Origin of the sequence: Parasphingorhabdus marina DSM 22363, from assembly GCF_900128895.1 — a bacterium.
Lineage (GTDB): Bacteria > Pseudomonadota > Alphaproteobacteria > Sphingomonadales > Sphingomonadaceae > Parasphingorhabdus > Parasphingorhabdus marina.
This window is the reverse complement of record NZ_FSQW01000001.1, coordinates 1,492,812-1,512,956: the sequence shown is the minus strand read 5'-3', so window position 1 is coordinate 1,512,956 and position 20,145 is coordinate 1,492,812. Positions and strand designations below refer to the sequence as shown.

At 54.8% G+C, this 20,145-nt stretch carries 14 protein-coding genes; 11 read left to right on the top strand and 3 right to left on the bottom strand.

Annotated elements, in window-relative coordinates; genetic code table 11:
• Positions 1–76 precede the first annotated feature (76 nt).
• The 4 genes from BUQ90_RS07435 to BUQ90_RS07420 all read left to right on the top strand — a co-directional run bounded on the left by BUQ90_RS07435 (position 77) and on the right by BUQ90_RS07420 (position 7,495).
• Positions 77–586 (top strand): hypothetical protein, encoded by a 510-nt coding sequence (locus tag BUQ90_RS07435; protein ID WP_074204391.1) that lies wholly within the window; start codon positions 77–79, stop codon positions 584–586.
• A gap of 105 nt (positions 587–691) precedes the next feature.
• Positions 692–1,573 carry an alpha/beta hydrolase gene (locus tag BUQ90_RS07430; RefSeq protein ID WP_074204390.1) on the top strand — a complete coding sequence of 294 codons (882 nt, stop codon included), beginning with the start codon at positions 692–694 and terminating at the stop codon, positions 1,571–1,573.
• A 186-nt stretch (positions 1,574–1,759) separates the two neighbouring features.
• Positions 1,760–2,674, top strand: a complete 915-nt coding sequence (locus BUQ90_RS07425; RefSeq protein WP_074204389.1) for a LysR substrate-binding domain-containing protein — start codon at positions 1,760–1,762, stop codon at positions 2,672–2,674.
• Between the two features lie 243 nt (positions 2,675–2,917).
• A complete protein-coding gene (locus tag BUQ90_RS07420) occupies positions 2,918–7,495 on the top strand; it encodes an autotransporter outer membrane beta-barrel domain-containing protein (RefSeq protein WP_084192546.1) in 4,578 nt (1,525 codons plus the stop codon).
• Positions 7,496–7,741: 246 nt separating this feature from the next.
• On the opposite strand, the gene BUQ90_RS07415 is transcribed toward BUQ90_RS07420, so the two are convergent.
• Together BUQ90_RS07415 and BUQ90_RS07410 are read right to left on the bottom strand one after the other, a co-directional pair.
• Entirely contained in the window at positions 7,742–9,280 is a 1,539-nt protein-coding gene (locus BUQ90_RS07415; RefSeq protein ID WP_074204387.1) for an aromatic ring-hydroxylating oxygenase subunit alpha, read from the bottom strand.
• Positions 9,281–9,347: 67 nt separating this feature from the next.
• A complete protein-coding gene (locus tag BUQ90_RS07410) occupies positions 9,348–10,598 on the bottom strand; it encodes a cytochrome P450 (protein WP_074204386.1) in 1,251 nt (416 codons plus the stop codon).
• 435 nt (positions 10,599–11,033) lie between these two features.
• On the opposite strand from BUQ90_RS07410, the gene BUQ90_RS07405 reads away from it, so the two are divergent.
• A complete protein-coding gene (locus BUQ90_RS07405) occupies positions 11,034–11,444 on the top strand; it encodes a nuclear transport factor 2 family protein (RefSeq protein WP_074204385.1) in 411 nt (136 codons plus the stop codon).
• Positions 11,445–11,591: 147 nt separating this feature from the next.
• Here the strand turns inward: BUQ90_RS07405 and BUQ90_RS07400 are convergent, their stop codons facing one another.
• Positions 11,592–12,176: a hypothetical protein gene (locus tag BUQ90_RS07400; protein WP_074204384.1), complete on the bottom strand. Its 585-nt coding sequence runs from the start codon at positions 12,174–12,176 to the stop codon at positions 11,592–11,594.
• Positions 12,177–12,438: 262 nt separating this feature from the next.
• Here BUQ90_RS07400 and BUQ90_RS07395 point away from each other — a divergent pair, with 262 nt between their 5' ends.
• The 6 genes from BUQ90_RS07395 to BUQ90_RS07370 all read left to right on the top strand — a co-directional run bounded on the left by BUQ90_RS07395 (position 12,439) and on the right by BUQ90_RS07370 (position 20,099).
• Positions 12,439–12,987, top strand: coding sequence for an RNA polymerase sigma factor (locus tag BUQ90_RS07395; protein ID WP_084192545.1), 549 nt, complete (start codon positions 12,439–12,441; stop codon positions 12,985–12,987).
• Positions 12,984–13,979: a FecR family protein gene (locus tag BUQ90_RS07390; protein WP_074204383.1), complete on the top strand. Its 996-nt coding sequence runs from the start codon at positions 12,984–12,986 to the stop codon at positions 13,977–13,979. The genes BUQ90_RS07395 and BUQ90_RS07390 overlap by 4 nt, the downstream gene beginning before the upstream one ends.
• 53 nt (positions 13,980–14,032) lie before the next feature.
• Complete coding sequence (locus BUQ90_RS07385; protein WP_159437053.1) at positions 14,033–16,435, top strand: TonB-dependent receptor; 2,403 nt, start codon at positions 14,033–14,035, stop codon at positions 16,433–16,435.
• Between the two features lie 107 nt (positions 16,436–16,542).
• On the top strand, positions 16,543–17,925 hold the full coding sequence (locus BUQ90_RS07380) for a vanadium-dependent haloperoxidase (RefSeq protein ID WP_074204381.1): 1,383 nt from the start codon (positions 16,543–16,545) through the stop codon (positions 17,923–17,925).
• A gap of 4 nt (positions 17,926–17,929) precedes the next feature.
• Positions 17,930–18,949: a hypothetical protein gene (locus tag BUQ90_RS07375; protein WP_074204380.1), complete on the top strand. Its 1,020-nt coding sequence runs from the start codon at positions 17,930–17,932 to the stop codon at positions 18,947–18,949.
• 25 nt (positions 18,950–18,974) lie between these two features.
• Positions 18,975–20,099 (top strand): YHYH protein, encoded by a 1,125-nt coding sequence (locus tag BUQ90_RS07370; protein WP_074204379.1) that lies wholly within the window; start codon positions 18,975–18,977, stop codon positions 20,097–20,099.
• Positions 20,100–20,145: the final 46 nt, after the last annotated feature.

Below are 20,145 nucleotides of genomic sequence, written 5' to 3'. Positions count from 1 at the left end.
ATTAGGAATTTGATGTTAGCTTTGAAATTTGAATACACCTACTCTACTATCAATCCATGAGACAGACTGGAAATCAATGAGCGCCTTGGTGAGTGGTCTTGTTGGGGCTGCGATGGCGATCGCTATTACCGCCATATCCACCAAAACGCGTAGGCCGGTAAAATCAGATACAGAGGGATGGAAAACGCTGCAGACCGGCTGGTTGATCAATGGCACATTGATAGGTTCGGCGGGGATGAGTGCCTTCTTCGGACATATTTGGCTGTTTGTCGGGTCATCACGGGCGGATGCCGAAATGCAAATGCTCTATGCGCTGGCATTGTTTTTGGTTTTTGGGCTGTGCACAATCTACTTGGCTTGGTCCAGTTACGCCAAATCAGTCTTGTGGAAAGGTAACCAACTAAAAATTGTGCGTGTATTCGGTTCAACTCGTACTGTTCCGTTTGGGGACATTCGCAACGTTACCAAAAATGATTTGCTGGGATTGTATCGGCTGAGCTTCAAAGACGGTAAGACTATCCGAATTCTAAAGGAGATGCGAGGCATTGAGCAATTGCTGGCGAAGCTTCCAAGAAGGAAGTTCTAGTTCGCTGAGTTACGGCAGCTACATCCCGAAAGCGGACATTATGGATAGGCCGGCCCAATAACAGATTTTCTGGCTTGGCTGAGTTGTTTTGAGTAGGCTGATGGAATGACAAATTCCCTTGCAAGCGACCTTTGCCGACTTGTGGCCTTCGGATTGCTCGCTGTGGCTTCTCCAACGAGTGCACAACAGGTTGAAAGGAAGGTTGGTTCAATCGCACATTTGCCTGCTCTTGCAGGCGACTATTTCGCGTTGTCTTCGGAAAAAGTCGGCCGAACATTTCACATCTACGTTCGGCTACCGGAAGGATATGAAAGCAATCCCAAACAAAGCTACCCGGTCGTCTATCTGCTCGATGGCGACTCAACATTTCCAATGCTCGCTCCATTGCATCTATTTATGCATTACGACGATCAAATGCCTGAGGCGATTATAGTTGGCATTGCCTATGGTGGATTCAAGCCTGGCGTGAACATGCGACATATTGATTTTCGGATGGCTTCGGATGAAGGCAAGCCAGGTGGAGCACCGCAGTTTCTCTCCATGCTGGAAGGCGAGTTGATTCCGCGCATTGAGGGACGGTTCCGAACTGATCCTGCCCGGCGCATCATCGTGGGGCAGAGTCGAGGAGGTAGTGCGGTTCTACAGGCAGCCTGGCTGAAACCGGGTCTCTTTTGGGGGCATATTGCCAGCAACCCTGGCCGCGAGCCAGATACCAAACTCCTGTTCGGTATGGACTTGCCCCCACCGAATATGCAGCGTGATGGCTATTTGATTGTCACTTCGGGCTCGCGTGATCGCGACTATCTGCGGGGAACCGCGCTTGCCTGGCGGGATCGAATTGCCTCTCGAGACGATTTTCCCTGGGATACAAGGTTCGTCGACATTCCTGGCGGCACCCATGCTGCCGATCTCGGGAACGCCTATCGCGCAGCTATGAGGATTATGTTCGATAAAGCCCCGGCAAAGGGCACGAAATCTCAAGACTAAAACAGAACAAGACAGGCCGCTTTATCCCGAAAGCGGACATTAGAAACAGTTTCATAGTGGAAAGGAAATGACACAATTTTGGCTGTTATCAGACTGGCCACAAAACGCGATTCTCCGATTGATTTATCAGGCATTGTAACTTTGTTGCGCTGGCTCGCGAACTGGTGGTGTCTGAGGAGAGTCTGCATGAAATTGCGTGATCTGGAATACATCACCGCGATCGACCGATATCTGAACTTCGGTCGGGCCGCGGAAGCCTGCAATGTTTCGCAACCGGCCTTGTCCGCACAGGTGAAGAAACTGGAAGAACGGCTGGGCGTGGAGATTTTCGCCCGGAATAACCAGAAGGTCATCGCAACCGAAGCCGGACACCGGATCATTGAAACTGCGAAGGACATGTTGAAGTCTGCCAGACAGATCAAGGATTATGCAGCAGAATATCGGGATCCATTGTCAGTTCCACTGAAAATCGGGATCTTTCCTACTCTGGCTCCATTCATCGTACCCTATGTTGCCGGTACGGTGAAAAGCCTCAGCAGAGAAATGGATATGGTTTTCCGCGAAACTCCGACGCGAAAACTGATTTCCGAATTGCAGAATCGCCGCATTGATATCGCAATGGTCAGCGGACCGGTGGACCATCCGTCTGCGAATTTCACCCCCGTGTTTCGCGAGTCTCTTTTGCTGGCCGTTTCAAAAAATCACCGGCTGGCCAACCGGAGCCGGATTGATGCAAGCGAAATCATTTCAGAAGAGCTGATCTTGCTGGACGAAGATCACTGCCTGCGTGAGGACACATTGCGGTTGTGCGACGACAAGAATGTGGGCATCGACATGCCCGAAGATCTGGCCGCGACAAGTCTTCTCACGGCGACACATTATATTACTCAGGGATTTGGATCGACGTTGCTGCCGGCGCTGTCGCGAGATTTTCTGGGCGCGGCGAATCCCGACATTCGCATGGTGGAGATTGATGATCCAGGCTACGGCCGGACGATCGGTTTTCTTTCCCGCAAAGGGTGCCCGCGTGAACATATTCTGATGGCACTTTGCGACAAGATTCGGTCCGATCCACCATCTGGCGTAACAGCGGTCATGTAAGATTGCCGTCTCAGACACAGCTTCTACAAGCTCTCTTTGCGCCTGCTCGTACGCCGAGCGGGCTTTACGCATTTATATATATTTTTCAATATTTTATGCGATAATATTTACTTATGATCACCATCAATAGCTTATATTATACAAGCTGAACTCCCCAACATATCACTCCGTCCCAGAAGGCACGGCGCTCAGAACCTGTCGTGTCGCGGGACCATTATTCCCGCAAAGAGGAAGGTGTAAATCATGACTAAATCCCCCATTGGTTCGGCACGCTCGATGTCGAAAAAACTGCTTGTTGCATCGTCAACAATTGCCCTGCTGACGTCAGCTCAGGCTCATGCCCAGCAAATTATCAATGACGGTGACAACATAACCGTAACCAGTGCCGCAGATGGTGAATCCATCACTGCCGCCCCCGGTGTAACAAGCATCGTTGACGGCGCACCCGTCGTGATCGTGAACAATACTGATGTCACGCTCGACAATGCTGGCACACTCCGGACAACGGGCGTCACCCAGACCGTCCAGGTCAACACGGGCACCACCGGTGCGATCATCAACAATGCGGCAACAGGCGTTCTGGAAGCTGACTCGCGCGTGGTGAATTTTGACGGCAGCGATGCCACGCTCAATAATGACGGTGTCATCCGCGGAACCGGCAGTCAGCGCAATGGCGCGGTTTATGCCAATCGGACATCCAACAATATCGCGATCAACAACAGTGCAACCGGCCTGATCGATGCTGGCGTAGAAGGCGCCGCTATTGCCATTGAAATTGGCGGCGGCGGTGCCGCTCGCAGCGGATCCATCGTCAATGCGGGAATTGTTCAGGGTCGCGGACAGGCCGCACCTACTGGCGGAACTGCCGGCGATGGCCTGCGATTTTTTGGCCCCGGTCTCGCTCCGGCCTATGTCTATGATGGCAACATTACCAATAGCGGAACCATTGCTTCCGAATCCAACCAGGGCACGGTGGCCGGCATTCGCTTCGCCAACCGGATCGGCTTTCAAGGCACTTTGGAAAACCAGGCTGGCGGCACCATTTCCGGTGCGCAAAATGGCCTCTATTTCGGCAATGATGCCGATCATGCAGGCGGTATTGTCAACAATGCTGGTACCATCTCGTCGGACAGCCGTGCGTTGAACATCGATGGCACCGGACTGGTTGTGAACAACCTCGAAGGTGGCCAGATTCTGGGCACAGGCAACCAGCGTAACGGGACCGTCTATGCTGACAGCACGGCACAGGACTTTGTGCTCAACAATGACGGCACAATCGATGCAGGCGCTGGTCTGGAAGGTGCCGGTTTCTCGGTAGAACTGAGTGCAGCCGGCAACGCCTTTGACATCAACAATACCGGTACGGTGCAAGGCCGCGGCAATGCAGGTGCTGGACTGACAACAGCCGGTGACGGCCTGCGCTTCGAACGCACGCGCAATGCAGGCGCGCTCGATGGTTCATCCGCCGGTCTATTCACTGGCAACATTACCAATAGCGGCACAATTGACAGCGAAGCGGCCAACGGTACCGCCGCTGGTATCCGGTTCGTCAATGGTGTCAGCTTCAGCGGCACGATCGACAACCAGGCTGGTGGCACGATTTCCGGTGTCCAGAACGGTCTGTATTTCGGTAACGCCACGCCTGCTGGCGGTGGAGATTTCACCGGCGCTGTAGTCAACAATGCTGGCACGATTTCATCGGACAGCCGCGCGCTGAACATCGATGGGACGGGGCTGGTGGTGAACAACCTCGAAGGTGGCCAGATTCTGGGCACAGGCAACCAGCGTAACGGGACCGTCTATGCCGACAGCACGGCACAGGATTTTGTTCTCAACAATGACGGCACAATCGATGCCGGTGATGGCAATGAAGGTGCGGGTTTCTCGGTGGAACTGAGCGAAGCCGGCAACGCCTTTGACATCAACAACACGGGCACTGTACAGGGCCGCGGCACCGCTGCTGCCGGTTTGGCAACCGCAGGCGATGGCCTGCGCCTCGAACGGACCCGGAATGCTGGTGTTCTCGACGGCACATCCTCCGGCCTGTTCACCGGCAACATCACCAATAGCGGTCTGATCGACAGCGAGGGTGATAGCGGAACGACCTCCGGTATCCGTTTCGTCAATGGTGTAAGCTTCAACGGTACGATCGACAATCAGGCAGGCGGTACCATTTCGGGTGTACAGAACGGTCTGTATTTCGGCAATGCCACTCCAGCAGGTGGCGGTGATTTCACCGGTGCCGTGGTCAACAATGCCGGTACCATCTCCTCCGGCAGCCGTGCATTGAACATCGATGGCACGGGGCTTGTGGTGAACAATACGGGTTCCATCCTCGGAACCGACAACCAGCGCAACGGGACCGTCTATGCCGACAGCACCGCACAGGATTTTGTCCTCAACAATGATGGGACAATTGATGCAGGCGCAGGCAATGAAGGCGCCGGTTTCTCGGTTGAGCTCTCGGCTGCCGGGAACGCTTTCGACATCAACAATACGGGCACTGTTCAGGGCCGCGGTACGGCTGCTGCCGGTCTGGCCACTGCTGGCGATGGCCTGCGCTTCGAACGCACGCGCAATGCGGGTGTTCTCGATGGCACATCCGAAGGCTTGTTCACAGGCAACATCACCAATAGCGGTCTGATCAACAGCGAAGGTGACAGCGGAACCACGGCCGGTATCCGGTTTGTCAATGGCGTGTCCTTCAGTGGCACGATCGACAATCAGGCTGGCGGCACCATCTCCGGTGTCCAGAACGGTTTGTACTTCGGTAACGCGACCTCTGCTGGCGGTGGAGACTTCACCGGCGCTGTGGTGAACAACGCGGGCACGATCTCGTCTGGCAGCCGCGCGCTGAACATCGATGGCACGGGACTCGTTGTGAACAATACCGGTTCCATTCTTGGTACCGGCGCGCAGCGCAATGGAACCGTCTATGCCGATGGCACAGCCAATAATTTCGCGCTGAACAACAGCGGTACGATTGACGCCGGGGTTGCCGGGTCGGGTGTGTCATTCCAGCTGGGAACAACGGACGGTGACGTACGCAGCTTCACACTGGTTAATGGCGGAACCATTGCCGGTCGCGGCGATGCCCTGCCCTCCGGTGCTTCTGCTGGTCTGCGTCTGTTCAATGGCGCGGGTGCGGGAACCACGGTAACGGTGGCGGATGATATTGTGAACAATGCCACGATTTCTTCGGAAACCGGTCCGGCCCTGTTGATCGAAAACATCGCCTTTACCGGCGACTTCCTCAACAATGGTACTCTGACGGGACCGATTGCCGTGGACGCCTCTTCCGCACTTTCCGGACTGAACTTTGTCCAGAATGGCGGAGCGATCTCCGGCGACTTTGTCGGCTCGGCACAGGTTGATAATCTGACCTTTGCCGGTGGCACCAGCCTGCTGGAAGGCGATGTCACAGGCAATGTGGCTGTCAATGTCGCGACCCCAGCATCTGTCACGGTTTCCGGCGCACGGAGCCTGGAAGGATCGCTTTCGGTCGATGGCACCCTCGCCTTCGATCTGGGCGTCGACAGTCTTGCGGTTGATGGCGATACCAGTTTCGCAGCCGGCAGCACGGTGAATATCACGACCAGCCAGACTTCGGCTGATCTGGTTCTGAATGCGCCGATCGCTGTGCTGACGGAGACCGGTACCTTCACGGACAATGGTGTCACGGTGAATGTGACGGACGATGATTTCCTGATCGACTACCAGGTGGATCTGGGATCGATCACGGTTACGCCAACCGCGACAGATCTCTCCAATGTGTCCGCAGATGCCAATATCTCCGGATTTGGCTCGGCGATCACATCGGCTGTTGCCAATGGACGTCTGCCCGGCGCTGTGTTTGACGGATTGAATGCCGCAACCAGCACGGCAGAGTTCGAAGCGACTGCGCTGACCGTGCTGCCCGCTATCAATGATGGCATTGCCCGGGAAATTTTCGAGACACAGCGTTTCGCCAGCAGCCTGCTGACGGACCGCCTGGCTGGAGAAGAAACCGGTATCTGGGGTCAGATCTTCTACCGCAATGCCGACCGCGATGCGGACAGCCTGAGCGCGCTGGGATATGATGCCGACACCATCGGCTTCACCCTGGGTCTCGACAAGCGCCTGAGTGAAACAGCTACTGTGGGCGTTCTGCTCAACTATGCGGATATCGATATCGATGCCAACGGCCTCGCTGGTGCGCAGAGTGACGTGAACAGCTATCAGATCTCCGCCTATGCAGGCCTGGATTTCGGATCGGCTTTCGTCAATGCGGAACTGGGTTACTCGTTCAACGATGTCGAAAGCAGCCGTGTGGCGGTTGGTGCTCCAATCACCAGTGAATCCGATGCAGACGGTGTCATTGCAAGCCTGTCGACCGGATATGCACTGGAAACCGGCAGCTTCACTCTGACCCCATCGGCAGGACTGCGCTATGCCAGCCTGTCACAGGACAGCTTCACCGAAACCGGTGGTCTGGGGCTGACACTCGACACGGACAGCAACGAGTTCCTGGAAGCGACACTGGGTCTGCGTATTGCCGGCAAGGCAGATGAATCGAAGGACCTGTCGGTCGTTCCTTTTGCCAATATTGCCTACAGCTATGACCTGATCGGTGACGGTGTCGGTGTGAACGGCAGTTTCAATGGTGGACTGGATAGCTTCCGACTGACTGCGGGAGAATCTTCTCAATCCCGCTTTGACCTCGGAGCCGGCCTCAATCTCGTCAACAAGAACGGGTTGAGCATCGGCGCGGAATATCAGGGGCGTTTCGCGTCTGATTACCAGTCCCATTCGGGCGGAGTGAAGGTACGCTTTGAGTTCTGAGTAAAAAGCTGACCTTTTCGTCCGGGAAAGCCGGCTGGTGGGTGCACCAGCCGGCTTTTTTTTGCATTTGCCGACAAGCAATTGGCTCGCCGGGAATTCGATTCCTGCAAATGTCTAATTCTGCGCCCGAAGCGGGCGTTAACAAATGCGAAATGAGATTTCCCAGCTCAGTCGCAAGCGGAATGGCAGCTTCATCCCGAAAGCTGATGTGGCAGATTAAAACCCATGCCCGGGAAACTAATGTTTTCAGCGCGATAGCTGCTCTTTGAGCAATTTGTGAAAATGCCGGATTTTGGTTTCGCCATAATTGGCAAAAACGATTTCCTTCGACTTGATTGATCGCATCCCCTTTTGCACATGCGGCAGATTGACGACGTCCTGATTGAACACTTTTGCGAGCATGCCCAATTCGGGAGCATCAACATAGTCATCGTCGAAATCCAGCCAATGGACTGCTGCTGGTTCTGGCCGCTTCTCACCCTCCGGAACGGGTAGCATCAGCATGACTTCGTGAATGCACTCTTCCGGATTGTCGCCATGCGGACGGAAGCGATAGAAAATCGGGTCGAAGCAACCCCAGGGACTGATGTTGGGGAACAGGTTGTAATAGATGGTGTCGACAAATTCTGCGTCACTGATCTTGTCCACTTCATCGCCCAGTGTTTCACGCCATTGTTCGCGCTGGGTATCGGCATCGGCCTTGCGCCTTTCCTGAACAGGACCAGTGGTGGTGGGATCAGGTTCGTCCTCCCACCCTTCGGCCAGCGCCCCGCCGACCCAGTTGCATAGCTGGATATCGGCATGATCCAGCTCACCTTCCAGGTGATGGGCTGCTTCATCGAATATGCCGGTCTTGCCATTTCGGGCAGTAACTTTGACGCGACCTTCCTCGAGGCGTTCATATATGTTTCCGGATAGCGCATGTCGGACTTTGCTATAGGTTTTGGCACCTTCCAGCGGTTCGGCCACCACTGCCGGATTGACATGCGGACTGAGTAATCCATTGGGTGAAATGGCGCGAGACAAATTTCCGAACACATCATATTTGCTGTTCGCATCACCCATCACGTCGAGCAGGGTCGGATGGGTCGCAACCACATGATAGGCCTCCATGAATGCTTCCTGCGCCGCCTTCCAGTTGCACCGCAGTTTCTTGGCAACATGGACGGATTTGTAGCGGCGTTCGAAGGGAATCGGCTCGAAATGCCGGTCGATATCGCCAAGAAATTCTTCCAGCGGCTCGGCATTGTCATCCGGGTTGATGAATACCCAGCCCCCCCAGCGCCCGAGTTTTACGGGTGGCAAGCTGTGTGTTTCTTCACTGACGCTGGGAAAATCCCATTGGCAGGGCACTTCTTTCAGCGTTCCGTCAATCTTCCAGCCCCATCCATGAAACGGACAGCGAAACTCATGCAAGCCCCTGGCATCTTCTGTCAGCAGCGATCGGCCGCGATGCAGGCAGGCATTGGGAAAGGCCTTGATCTCATCGGCCGTCGTGCGGACAATGATGAAAGACAGACCCGCAATGTCATAGACGAGGCTGTCGCCGACATTGGGAATATCATCCTCATGGCACGCCATTTGCCATACCCGTTTCCACAACCGTTCGACTTCAAGATCGAAAAAGTCGCGGGAATAGTAAATGCCGGGATCAACAATGGTCGGACCAGGTTCCATGGGGCTGTCTTCGCGAAATCTCGAAGGGACATCATGCGTGTCCATATCCAGCAGTTCATTGTAGCCGATCCCGTTCGACCGGTTTGTTCCGGTTAGCGTCTCTACCATTTCATCCTCTCCTCATCAGAGCATTCATATCTGATGTTTGTGTTTTCTCGATCGTGTCGCCCCTGTTTCAGTCAGGGTCGAAAACCAGTTCAAGCGACTGCACGCCCCGCAATATGTGACTGGCCGCAAATTCAAATGGTTTGTCCGGATCGGCAAAGCGCAGGTTATTGAGACGCTTCAGGATGATGGGAAGTGCCGTGAACATTTCCAGCCGTGCCAGGGTCATGCCGAGACATGTATGCACGCCGGCACCAAAGGCGATATGGCTTTTGGCATTTTCCCGTCGCACATCGAATTGTCCGGCGGTTTCGAACTTGCCTTCGTCCCGATTGGCGGAACCGTAACGCACAAGCATCGGTTCTCCTGCCTTCAGAGCAACGCCGCCAAGCTCCGTATCTTCCTTCACGATCCGCCACATGTTGTGCGAGGGGGACAGGTGCCGAACCGTTTCTTCAATCATATTGGCCATGAGTTCATCATCTTCCAATACAGCTTCCAACTGCTCCGGATGCGACAGCAACTGCGCCAGGGCATAGGTAAGTGCATGGGCCGTCGCTTCCTGGCCTGCCGTGAAAATCTGCTGGACAATGGAGTAGATTTCCGGTTCTTCGAGCGGACGTTCCCCCTCTCCGGTTGACAACGACGCCTGAATGAGGTCCGAGACGATATCATCACCTGGATTGTCCCGCCGCTCGGCCATGGCCTTCAGGAAATATTTCTGCATGTCGATTTCACTGCGGGCAAGAGCCGGACGTTCTTCCGGCCTCGCATTGCCATTGAGACGGAGAATCGCAGCACGAACCCATCCCTGGAACATCGGAATGTCCTCCCGTGGAACCCCAAGTGCATCGGCAATGACAATACCGGGCAGCATTTCGGCAAACCGGGATTTGAATTCGACTTTTCCTTCATCGACAAACGTGTCAATCAGGTCATTGGTGACCTCTGTGATATAGGGAGCCATGGCCATGACCCGGGTATGCGGCAGGGCCTGCATCGCAATCCTTTTATAGCGAGCATGCTCCGGCGGGTCAGCCGTCAGCATGGTATCACAGCGGCGCATTCCTTCGGACAGGATGGCCTCTTCCTCGTCGCTCAGATTCCCTGCCCCACCCGAATTCAGAAGTGCACTGAAGTTGCTGGAAAAAACCTTGGGCTTCTTGTTAACCTCCAGGGCCAGATCATATGTTGAAACTGAAATAATGCCGGTTTTGGGATCCCGGAAAACCGGGGCCTCTCGCCTCAACCGTTCATAATATGGGTATGGATCAGCCAGGTTTTCCGAGCTGGTGGCATTGATTTCCTCAAGCGTTTTCATGGGTCATCCTCAATTGTCCGCAACGGTTCCCGGGGCTTCCATCGCCACTGTTTGACCGTCGCGCGTCAAGAAAGGCTCATCCTAGGGTCGAAGGCCAACCAGACTTTGATTTGAATCAAAACACGGACCCTCAAAATAGCTAGTTACGCCAAGAGAACTCCGGCTTTTGCGAGTGATCCGTTGAGGAAGGCATGCAAGCGAGAAATCGTTTTCAATTCCGGCGCCATAACTTGAGGGATTTTGGCATGCATGCTTACATACACTTCTATGCACTAGGCACCAAAGGCCGCTCAATCCCGAAAACGGACGTTAGCTCATACTGTTTCGAACGACCAAATCTGGTGTGTTAGTTGAGCAGCCCACAATATTTATTTTGCGGGTTGGATTGGCCATGATAGCCTCGCCAAAGTTCAAGAGACAGCAGGGGGCGTTCAAATGGATGATCTTACCGAAAAAAACCGCGCGCTTATCACCAGTGCATTTGACGGATTGGCCAAGGGTGATCCTTCGAATTTCATGCCCCTATTCGATGATCGTATCGAATGGCAGGTCATGGGGTCGAGCGCATGGTCGAAGCATGCCAAAGGTCTCGACGCCGTTACTCGCGAGCTTGTGGGCCCACTCTTCGCGCGGTTTGCCGGACCATATCTGACTGCAGCAGAGTTAATAGTCGCTGACGGGCAACATGTGGCAGTTCAAGCGAAGGGCAATGCTGAAACCCATGAGGGTGAGCGCTACGACAATGACTATTGCTTCATTTTCACATTGCGTAACGGTAAGATCGTCAAGGTCGTAGAGTATATGGACACGATTCTAGCGGATCAGGCACTCGGCACCAATAATTGAGTTCTGATCCTGGGTCGTTAGCGGAAGGCCAGCTTATGATCCCACAACGTCCGCTTCTGCGCCCAAAGCGGACTCTAGTGACAGGGCCGCTTAAACCCGAAAGTGGACTCCATCATGCTGCCGCTCTGAGACAGCAGCGCTAAACAGTCAATCCACTGGTTGCCCGGCTTCCCATGACCACCCTTCGGCCAGCACCTCGACATAGATTTCATGACCTAGAAAGATGTAATGATGCAGGCCTTTGGCCTCTTCTTCGTCCAACTCCGCAAGCCAAGGCGAACCTTCTATTTCAAAAGCTCGTGGATTTGGGGCCTTACCTGTCTCAAGCCAGTATATCCCTCTTCTCTTTATATTATCCCGGATATCCTCTTCCGGTGACAGGTTGCACGGCAGAGCCGACCAATCATAGTCATCTTCCGGAATTTCTTGATCGTCGGCATAGGCTCCCAAGGTACGGCCATAGCGGCCATTTTCGAAATTGACTCGCACCAGTCGAAAGGGTGCATCTCTTTCATCGCGTTTGGGTTCAAAGGCCGGTCGTCCAGAAACAATGGACAAACCTTCTATGGAATCCGGTAATGGTTCGGGTTTCTGGTGATCATCGAGCATAAAATAGGCGGTGAAAGTGGCCGAAAGAGGTTTGCCAGATGGCGTGGAAAACAATTCAAGGAGAGGCACAGCCGGATCCACTGACCATGGTACTTGGAATGGAATCAATTTGGGTTTTGTCATTATCGCCTTCAGCTACCCTGAACGTTCATGATCTGTAAACTCAGGTGTTGAAGACCTGTCAGATCGTAGAGAGCAGCACTCTGATACAACAAACTCCTAATGTCCGCTTTTGCGCCCAAAGCGGACGTTACGGTTATTCATCCGTTTGCCGTAGGTCACATCCCTTTTTCGAGCAGCTCAAGACATGCGTGTACCGGTATATTGTTGAAACCTCTCCATCCGCTGATAGATTGGCCACACAAAACTGCACAGGACAGTCTTTTTGGATCAGCGACACAGCGGCCTTTTGTCCGTTTTTGAAGAAAATCGACAACCGTTGCTGCGGTTCCTGATGGCGCGGACTCGCGACGCTGCTCTGGCCGAAGATCTGTTGCAAAATGTCTGGATAAAAATCCGGGACCTGGAGCATGCACAGCCTGTCGAAAATCCACTGGCCTATCTGTTCAAGAGCTGTGAAAATGCGGTTCGCGACGCGAAACGTTCAGCAGCTCGCAAATTGGCTCGTGAAACGCTTTGGGCAGAACAGGTTGATGTTCATGTTGGCGGCGGTCAGAATAATCTGACGCCCGAAAAAATTGCCATGGAGCGCGATAACTTGCGTGCCGTTTTGGCTGAACTGGAAAAAATGCCGGAGCGAACGCGCGCGATATTTCTGGACTTTCGGCTCCAGGAAATTCCGCAGAAAGAAATCGCCGATCAATATGCAATAAGCATCAGTGCTGTCGAAAAGCATCTCCAGCGCGCCTATCGCGTGATCCGTGAATATCGGGAAAAAATGGAGAAAGATGATGCGGGTGGAGCCGGGCCATGACGTCTGAACCTCATATGAATGATCACAATCCTTCCAATGACCCGATCTGGGAACAGGCCGTCCGCTGGGTGCTGCAACAGCAGGAAGACCGGATGGATGTTGATGACTGGGAAGCATTTTCCGCATGGCTGGAACAAGATCCGGCACATGGCCAGTGCTATGACCAGGTGGTTGAGGCTGATGCTGATCTTGAAACAATGGCGGCAAAAAATTCCGGACCAGAGACAAACCCGGAACCACAGGTTCCTGCAAACACCAAACACAAGACGCCTGGTGCAGCCAATGACAATCGATCCTGGTGGGCAGGATTTGGGGCGATTGCGGCCGTATTGATCGCTGCTATCGTGTTTTGGCCGGGACAGTCCGGGCCGGAATATGCCCTGATGGAGACCGCGCCTGGCGAGGTTCGAACTGTCGCAATTGGTCCCTCAATCACCATGACCATGAATGGCAATAGCGAGCTGGCGGTCAATGAAACGGGCAAGACCATCCGGATGATCAGCGGTGAAGCCAGCTTCGCAGTGACCAGCGATATTCCAGGCGCGATCAGGGTTGAAGTGGCTGACTTGATGCTGGTCGATGTGGGGACCGTTTTCAATGTCATCCGGGATGACGGGGAAATGCGACTGGCAGTTACGGACGGCGCGGTGATGGTCAATCCGGATGAACAGAGAATTATGGTCGAGGCGGGAACAGAAATCCGCATGCAGCTGGATAATCTGTCCTATACCAGCCGGCCGGTCTCCAGCGAGTCTGTCCTGGCCTGGCAAGATGGTCAGCTGGTATTTGAAAACCGGTCCCTAGCCTCGGTCATCGCCGATATTGAGCGGATATTGGCAACCAAAATAACCGTTCCGGATGAATTGTCCGGGCAACGGTTAACAGGCACGCTGAACCTCGCCAATGAAGAAGCCGTGGTGATGGCCGATCTGGCTGCTGTTCTTGAGGGAACTGCCCGGAAAAATGGCGATATCTGGATCATCTCCAACTGAATGACCATGATGCTTGTCCGTTTGTTCGAGATAAACTAGTCCCCTCCGGGATGGTGGGACTCAAGAAATTTTACGGGATTTTCCCGATCGTGGCGCTCGCCTTGCCTGCAACGACGGTTCTGCCTTTTTCTGGCGCATTGGCACAATCGGAACGGATCCTTTCATTTGATGTTCCGGCGGGGCGACTGAGCACCGCGCTGGGTGTGCTGAGTCGACAGGCAAATATTTCCGTCATCGGCACCAGTGCCGCACTGGGCGACATCCGCACTTCCACAATCAAAGGGCAATATACACCGAGACAGGCACTGAACCTGCTGTTTCGCGGCACGCCCTATCAGGTCCGCAAGGTGAATGACCGCACATTCCGGATTGAGCGTCGGTCCGCCATCCCTCGTTCGAACCCGGTACAGTCCCGCGCTGCCAAACCGATTCAGGCTACAGCCCCCCGGCCACAGCCCCCCAACCCCATTATCGTCCAGGCGACCAAGCGGGACTTTGCGATGCTCGATTATCCGGGGGGTGTGGATAGTGTTTCGCTGGACGGACTTACCAGTGGTCAGCTGTCCGAAGGTCTCGATGGTTTGCTGACAAAAATACCAGTGACCAACAGCACGGCGCTGGGCAGCGGACGGAACAAGCTGTTTATTCGTGGTATTGCTGACAGCAGTTTTAACGGGCCAACCCAGTCGACCATCGGCATGTATCTCGGTGAACAGCGGTTGCTCTACAGTGCGTCCAATCCGGACCTTCGGCTCTACGACATGGAGACGATCGAGCTTCTCGAAGGTCCGCAAGGCACGCTCTATGGAGCAGGTGCCATTGGTGGTGTCATCAGAATGGTGCCAGCGGCACCCAAGATTGACCGAATTAGGGGTTCAGTCTGGGGATCCGCCATGGTCACCAAGGGCGGTGATCCGGGCTATGATCTCGGCGCCATGATCAACCTCCCGACGGTCGAGGGACAGGCTTTGCGCGGTGTCATCTACAAGGGTCAATCGGGTGGCTTTATCGATGACAGCCGGCGCGACCTGGAAGATGTCAACCGGGTCAGGGTAGAAGGCGGCAGACTGGCCCTGCGGACCGAATTTTCCAGCATATGGTCTCTCGACTTGTCCGGATTTGCCCAGATGACCGAAGCGCGCGATGGCCAGTATGTCGATGCCAGTTTGCCGGGCCTGACGCAAAGCTCCCGCGTCGGACAGCGCTTTGACGGCGACATTTTCGGCCTCAATATGGTGCTGAAGGGTGCGATCGGTGAGATTGATCTGCTTTCTTCAACCGGCCTGGTGAGTCATGATCTGAACACCCGCTATGATGCGACTGTCCTCGATGGGCCAGGTGGCGGTGATCTCTATGATGAGAGACGCCAGGTGTTGCTGGTCGATCATGAGACCCGCCTGTCCGGGAAAATCGGCAACCGGTTTTCCTGGCTGCTCGGCGGCAGCGCACTGGACCACGAGGACGATATAGATCAGCTGTTCATCAATCTGGATGGGCAAGACCCGCCACCATTTGTCAATATCGTCTACGATGTCCGCGAATATGCCCTGTTCGGCGAAGCGAGCTATCAGGTACAAGATGGCCTGACGCTGACAGCCGGTGGCCGCCTGGCTGTTACCGAAGGCCGGACCAGGCGCATATTTGGTGCTGCCCCGCCGGTGGAGCCGCAAACGGATGAAACAAGATTCCTTCCCGCCGCCGGACTGTCTGTGCGGTTAAGTGACGGTATCGGAGCTTACCTTCGCTACCAGCAAGGCTTTCGGACAGGAGGCATCACAGTCGAAAGAACCGACAACGGAACACCCCAGATATCGCGATTTGAGTCAGATCGGGTACGGTCAGTGGAAGCCGGGCTGAAAGGGCGTCTGGAGGGCGACGCACCAATTGATTTCAAACTGGCTGGATTTTACTTGCGCTGGAATGACATCCAGGCCGATTTGATTGAACCGGAAGGTTTCACCATCACAAGAAATATCGGGGATGCAGAGATATTCGGCCTGACTTTTCAGAGCTCCGCCGCATTGTCACCCAACCTGAACCTCCGCAACAGCTTTTTCCTCAATCATTCGGAAGTCATGCGGCTGACGCCCAATCAGGGAGCAATCAGTTCGATGCTCCCCAACATCGCACCCTATGGCGCGCAGCTTGACCTGCAATATACCCACCAGTTGGCCGGGGATTCCGTTCTCGTTGGATCTGCTGGCCTGAACTATCACGGCAGGTCGGTGCTTGATATAGGCCCAACCGAGCAGGTGCGGCAGGGCGATTATGCGAGTGCCGATCTTTCACTCATCTGGCGCGATCCTGACTGGGAGGTCGGGCTGGAGGCAATCAACATCACCAACACCCGTGGCAATCGCTTTGCCTTCGGCAATCCCTTCACCATCCGGCGCGAACAACAGGAAGTTCCGTTGCGGCCCTTCAGTCTGAGGCTGTCCGTCAAAACTACATTTTAATCCTTACAAATCAAACGATTAGAAATTATTTCCGCACGATGTTCCTGCAGCAGTGCGGGTGAAGCGACATGGCGACGTTATCCTGTCGAAAGGATAGCAAAGCGATCATGGACCTGAATCGACGTCAAGTGCTGGGAACCGGAGCAGCGGCCGCAGCCATCGCTACATTGCCCGCCTGCAGCACCAGTTCCTATGGCAGCAAGACCAGCTACCTCACCCCGATCCTCAAGCCACAATATCAGAACACGGTGTTTCACTGGGTCGATATTGTGATGCAGCAAGTACGCGACCAACGGGTCCCTCCACCGCGTGCCGCGTACAATTTTGCTGCGCCCATGGTGGCCGGATTTCTGGCAGCCAATGCTATCATTGGCCGTTATTCCGAGCCCTATGGTATCGGCGCCGCCCCCCGAGGCGCCGATCCTGAAGTCGCTTATGGCGTGGCTTTCACCACGGCGGCTTCAGAAAATTTCCAGCAACCGTTCCTCTTTGAGCGCAATGCATTCAAAGACCGGTTTCCTGATGGTGAAGCCAAATCACTTGGCATCAAATGGGGACGCGAAGTAGGCCTGAAAATCGTCAGAATGCGGACCAATGATGGGGCGGAGCCGAACAAGGCGAATTTCTATCTGGGTCGCTACCAGCGCCGTGATGATGCGTTGAAATGGACGCCAACCGGACCGTTTTACAGCGCCAAGCCCGGCCCGGCATTTGGCAGTTTTACCCGACCGCTATTCCCCGGCCATGGCAAAATTACACCCTGGTCCATGCAAAGCGGATCGCAGTTCCGCAGTGCGGCTTTTTACGATCCGGCGAGCCCCGAATTTGCCGAGGAATTCGACACGATACGGCGGCTTGGCGGCAAGGACAGCAGGATCCGGACTGCGGATCAGGCCGAGATTGCGCTGTTCTGGGAAGATGGTCCATGGGGCATCACGCCGCCCGGTCATTTCATCCTGATCGGCATGCAGGTGCTCCAGGATCGCGGCCTGGACTTTCTCGATCTGGCGCGGGCGTTTGCCCTGTTCGGTGCGACGCAATGCGACGCCTCGATCAACGCCTGGGACAATAAATATCATTATGATGTGATCCGTCCGGAAACCGCGATCCGTCACCGGGCCGAAAAATTCGGCAATGCCGACCCGCGTGTTTCCCGGCACAAGAATTGGCAAAGCTATATCCCAACGCCGGAATTCCCGGCTTACACATCAGGGCATTCCACATTTGGTGCCGCGGGTGTGGAGCTGGCAACACTGCTGCTTGGCACCAGCGAGGTCAGCTTCAGTCATGAATCGCCAGATCAGGTCCTCTGGCCAGTACTCAAGGGCCGGCGCCGGCATTGGACAAACCTGGAACAGACCGCCGAAGAAAATGGCTGGAGCCGGCTTTATGGCGGCGTGCACTGGAAACTCGACCATGACGCGGCAATGACCGCGGGCCGGGCGATTGCCCGCAACGCCTTTCGTAACATGTTCCCCAAAAAGGCCTAGTCAGATGAACAGAACCAAGCTCCTGGCCTTGGCCACCGGATTTTCCCTGATCATGATTTTGACAGTCCCGGCAGCAGCAAAAGCACAAAGCGTGTCCCTCAATTATGACACATTGTCTTCGCTGGAAGAACCGCTGGCATTCGATCTGGGGGACGTGACGGTCGAACTCACCGGGTTGGTCGATATTCCCGTGACGTTCGACATCGACAGCACCCCAGATGCACAGGATATTGATATCGGATTCACCAGCAATTTTCAGGTTACAGCCGAAACCCAGCTGTCCAATCGCTGGACTCTGGGTGTGGCCTATTTCGGGCAATATGATGAAAGTGCCAATGACTATGGCGACAATGTCGCCGCCTATGTCGGCACCAGCTGGGGTACGGTGATTGGCGGCAATGTCTCCGGCCTGGTCCGCGAAGAAACCCGTCGTCTGCGCGGTGCAGGTAATGCGGACCTTGCTTTTGACAGCTTCTATGGCGGCCTCGACAACTGGGGTGGCGGCTATGTTGGCCGGTACGGCCCGTTTCGCCTGAGCGGCGTGATGGACGAAAACGGGGACTTTGAAATTGGCAGCACATTTCAGCGCCCCATTGGACAAAATGACTATCGCTTCTCCGCCCGTTTCGCAGACGGCACCTTCACCTCGCAGGATGGCACCACCACCTTTGACACCACGGGTGGTGAACTGGTTGGCGAACTGACCTTTGGCAGTAGTGTTTTTGACCTTGGTGCCGGTTTTGAGCGACTTGAGTCACCGGGCTTCGATGCGGATCGCTGGTTCGTATCTGCCGGGGTGCGGACGAAAATCCAGAGCTGGACGCTCTCCGCAGAAGCCCATTATGGCGATGTGGAAGGCATGAGCGAGAAATCCGCGGCTGTCGGAGTAAGCCATGACATCGCCCGTGGCCTCTCGCTCAATCTCGGCCTCAATTACGAAGATGCGAATATCAACATCAACGGTGTGAACCTTCATGCCAGCGATGAATTCAAAGGTATTTTCTCGCTGCGCTACAGTTTCTGACAAATGAGGATTCAAAAGAATTGCGATGAGCAGAAATCACCAGTCCCGCGCAAAATCATTCCTACTGGCGAGCATCGTCCTGCCTCTCGCGATGCTCGCTACATATGATTATTTGTCCGCCCAGCGTGGACCATCTGACCGCAGCGGTCCACCGGCCGAGGCCCTCAAGGCCTGTGCCAAAAAGCAGGAAAATGACAGCTGTTCCTTCCGTACGCGCCGTGGAGAACGGTCCGGCACATGTTTTTCGCCTCCCGATCAGGATGAGCTGGTGTGCCAGCCTGCCAGTCACGCACGTCGCGGACACGCATTCCGCCAACCGCCCACCCGCCGTCACACGGTCACCCAAAGCAATGGTGCAGCATTGCTGGTTCCCGCAACCGAGCAACCGATCGCGCTTAGTATAGTCACCGACGACAAGGCGCAAAAATGGCGCGTGCTCCGATCCAACGGAATTGCCCGGCATCTGACGGGTAAATTTCCCAATGCGGGTAACCCCCACCGGATATCTGTGCAGCAACACAGCTACCGCGTTCCTGCCGCTCCGCAGTTGACTGGCGGCATCCGGAATGCCCTGGGCCAGGTTTTCGGCGTGGCCGTCAACGGCGTCGTTTTTGATCCCGGGGCCAATGAATTTTACCAAGGCGACCGCAGTAGCGGCTGGCAATATGAACCACTGCGCAATGCATTGAACATGGGACTCGATACCAATCATGCCCATGTCCAGCCACAGGGAGCCTATCACTATCATGGTCTGCCAACATTGCTGCTGGACAGGCTGAATGTCAGTGCACAAGCGCATTCGCCCCTGATCGGTTGGGCTGCGGATGGCTTTCCCATCTACGCTTTATATGGCGATCCCGAAAATATTGGCAGCGTGATCGAAATGACGTCGGGATACCGTGTTAAAAAAGGCAGCCGGCCTTCCGGGAATGGCAATCCCGGCGGGACATATGACGGAACCTTCACGCGCGACTATGATTATGTCCAGGGTGCAGGAAATCTGGATGTGTGCAACGGCCGGTTTGTCAGGACACCGGATTTTCCGGATGGCACCTATGCCTATTTCCTGACCCGCGACTGGCCAGTAATCCCGCGCTGTTTCAAGGGAACTCCGGGGCCCGACTTTGTGAGGCGAAGTCGGCAGCGTTAAAAAACCACATTAAATCAGTAATATAAACAAAAATTCGGAATTATCT

Excerpts from the sequence above, each read along its gene's own strand:
- BUQ90_RS07435 (WP_074204391.1), top strand. The coding sequence starts at position 77 with ATGAGCGCCTTGGTGAGTGGTCTTGTTGGGGCTGCGATGGCGATCGCT.
- BUQ90_RS07430 (WP_074204390.1), top strand. The coding sequence starts at position 692 with ATGACAAATTCCCTTGCAAGCGACCTTTGCCGACTTGTGGCCTTCGGA.
- BUQ90_RS07425 (WP_074204389.1), top strand. The coding sequence starts at position 1,760 with ATGAAATTGCGTGATCTGGAATACATCACCGCGATCGACCGATATCTG.
- BUQ90_RS07420 (WP_084192546.1), top strand. The coding sequence starts at position 2,918 with ATGACTAAATCCCCCATTGGTTCGGCACGCTCGATGTCGAAAAAACTG.
- BUQ90_RS07415 (WP_074204387.1), bottom strand. The coding sequence starts at position 9,280 with ATGGTAGAGACGCTAACCGGAACAAACCGGTCGAACGGGATCGGCTAC.
- BUQ90_RS07410 (WP_074204386.1), bottom strand. The coding sequence starts at position 10,598 with ATGAAAACGCTTGAGGAAATCAATGCCACCAGCTCGGAAAACCTGGCT.
- BUQ90_RS07405 (WP_074204385.1), top strand. The coding sequence starts at position 11,034 with ATGGATGATCTTACCGAAAAAAACCGCGCGCTTATCACCAGTGCATTT.
- BUQ90_RS07400 (WP_074204384.1), bottom strand. The coding sequence starts at position 12,176 with ATGACAAAACCCAAATTGATTCCATTCCAAGTACCATGGTCAGTGGAT.
- BUQ90_RS07390 (WP_074204383.1), top strand. The coding sequence starts at position 12,984 with ATGACGTCTGAACCTCATATGAATGATCACAATCCTTCCAATGACCCG.
- BUQ90_RS07380 (WP_074204381.1), top strand. The coding sequence starts at position 16,543 with ATGGACCTGAATCGACGTCAAGTGCTGGGAACCGGAGCAGCGGCCGCA.
- BUQ90_RS07375 (WP_074204380.1), top strand. The coding sequence starts at position 17,930 with ATGAACAGAACCAAGCTCCTGGCCTTGGCCACCGGATTTTCCCTGATC.
- BUQ90_RS07370 (WP_074204379.1), top strand. The coding sequence starts at position 18,975 with ATGAGCAGAAATCACCAGTCCCGCGCAAAATCATTCCTACTGGCGAGC.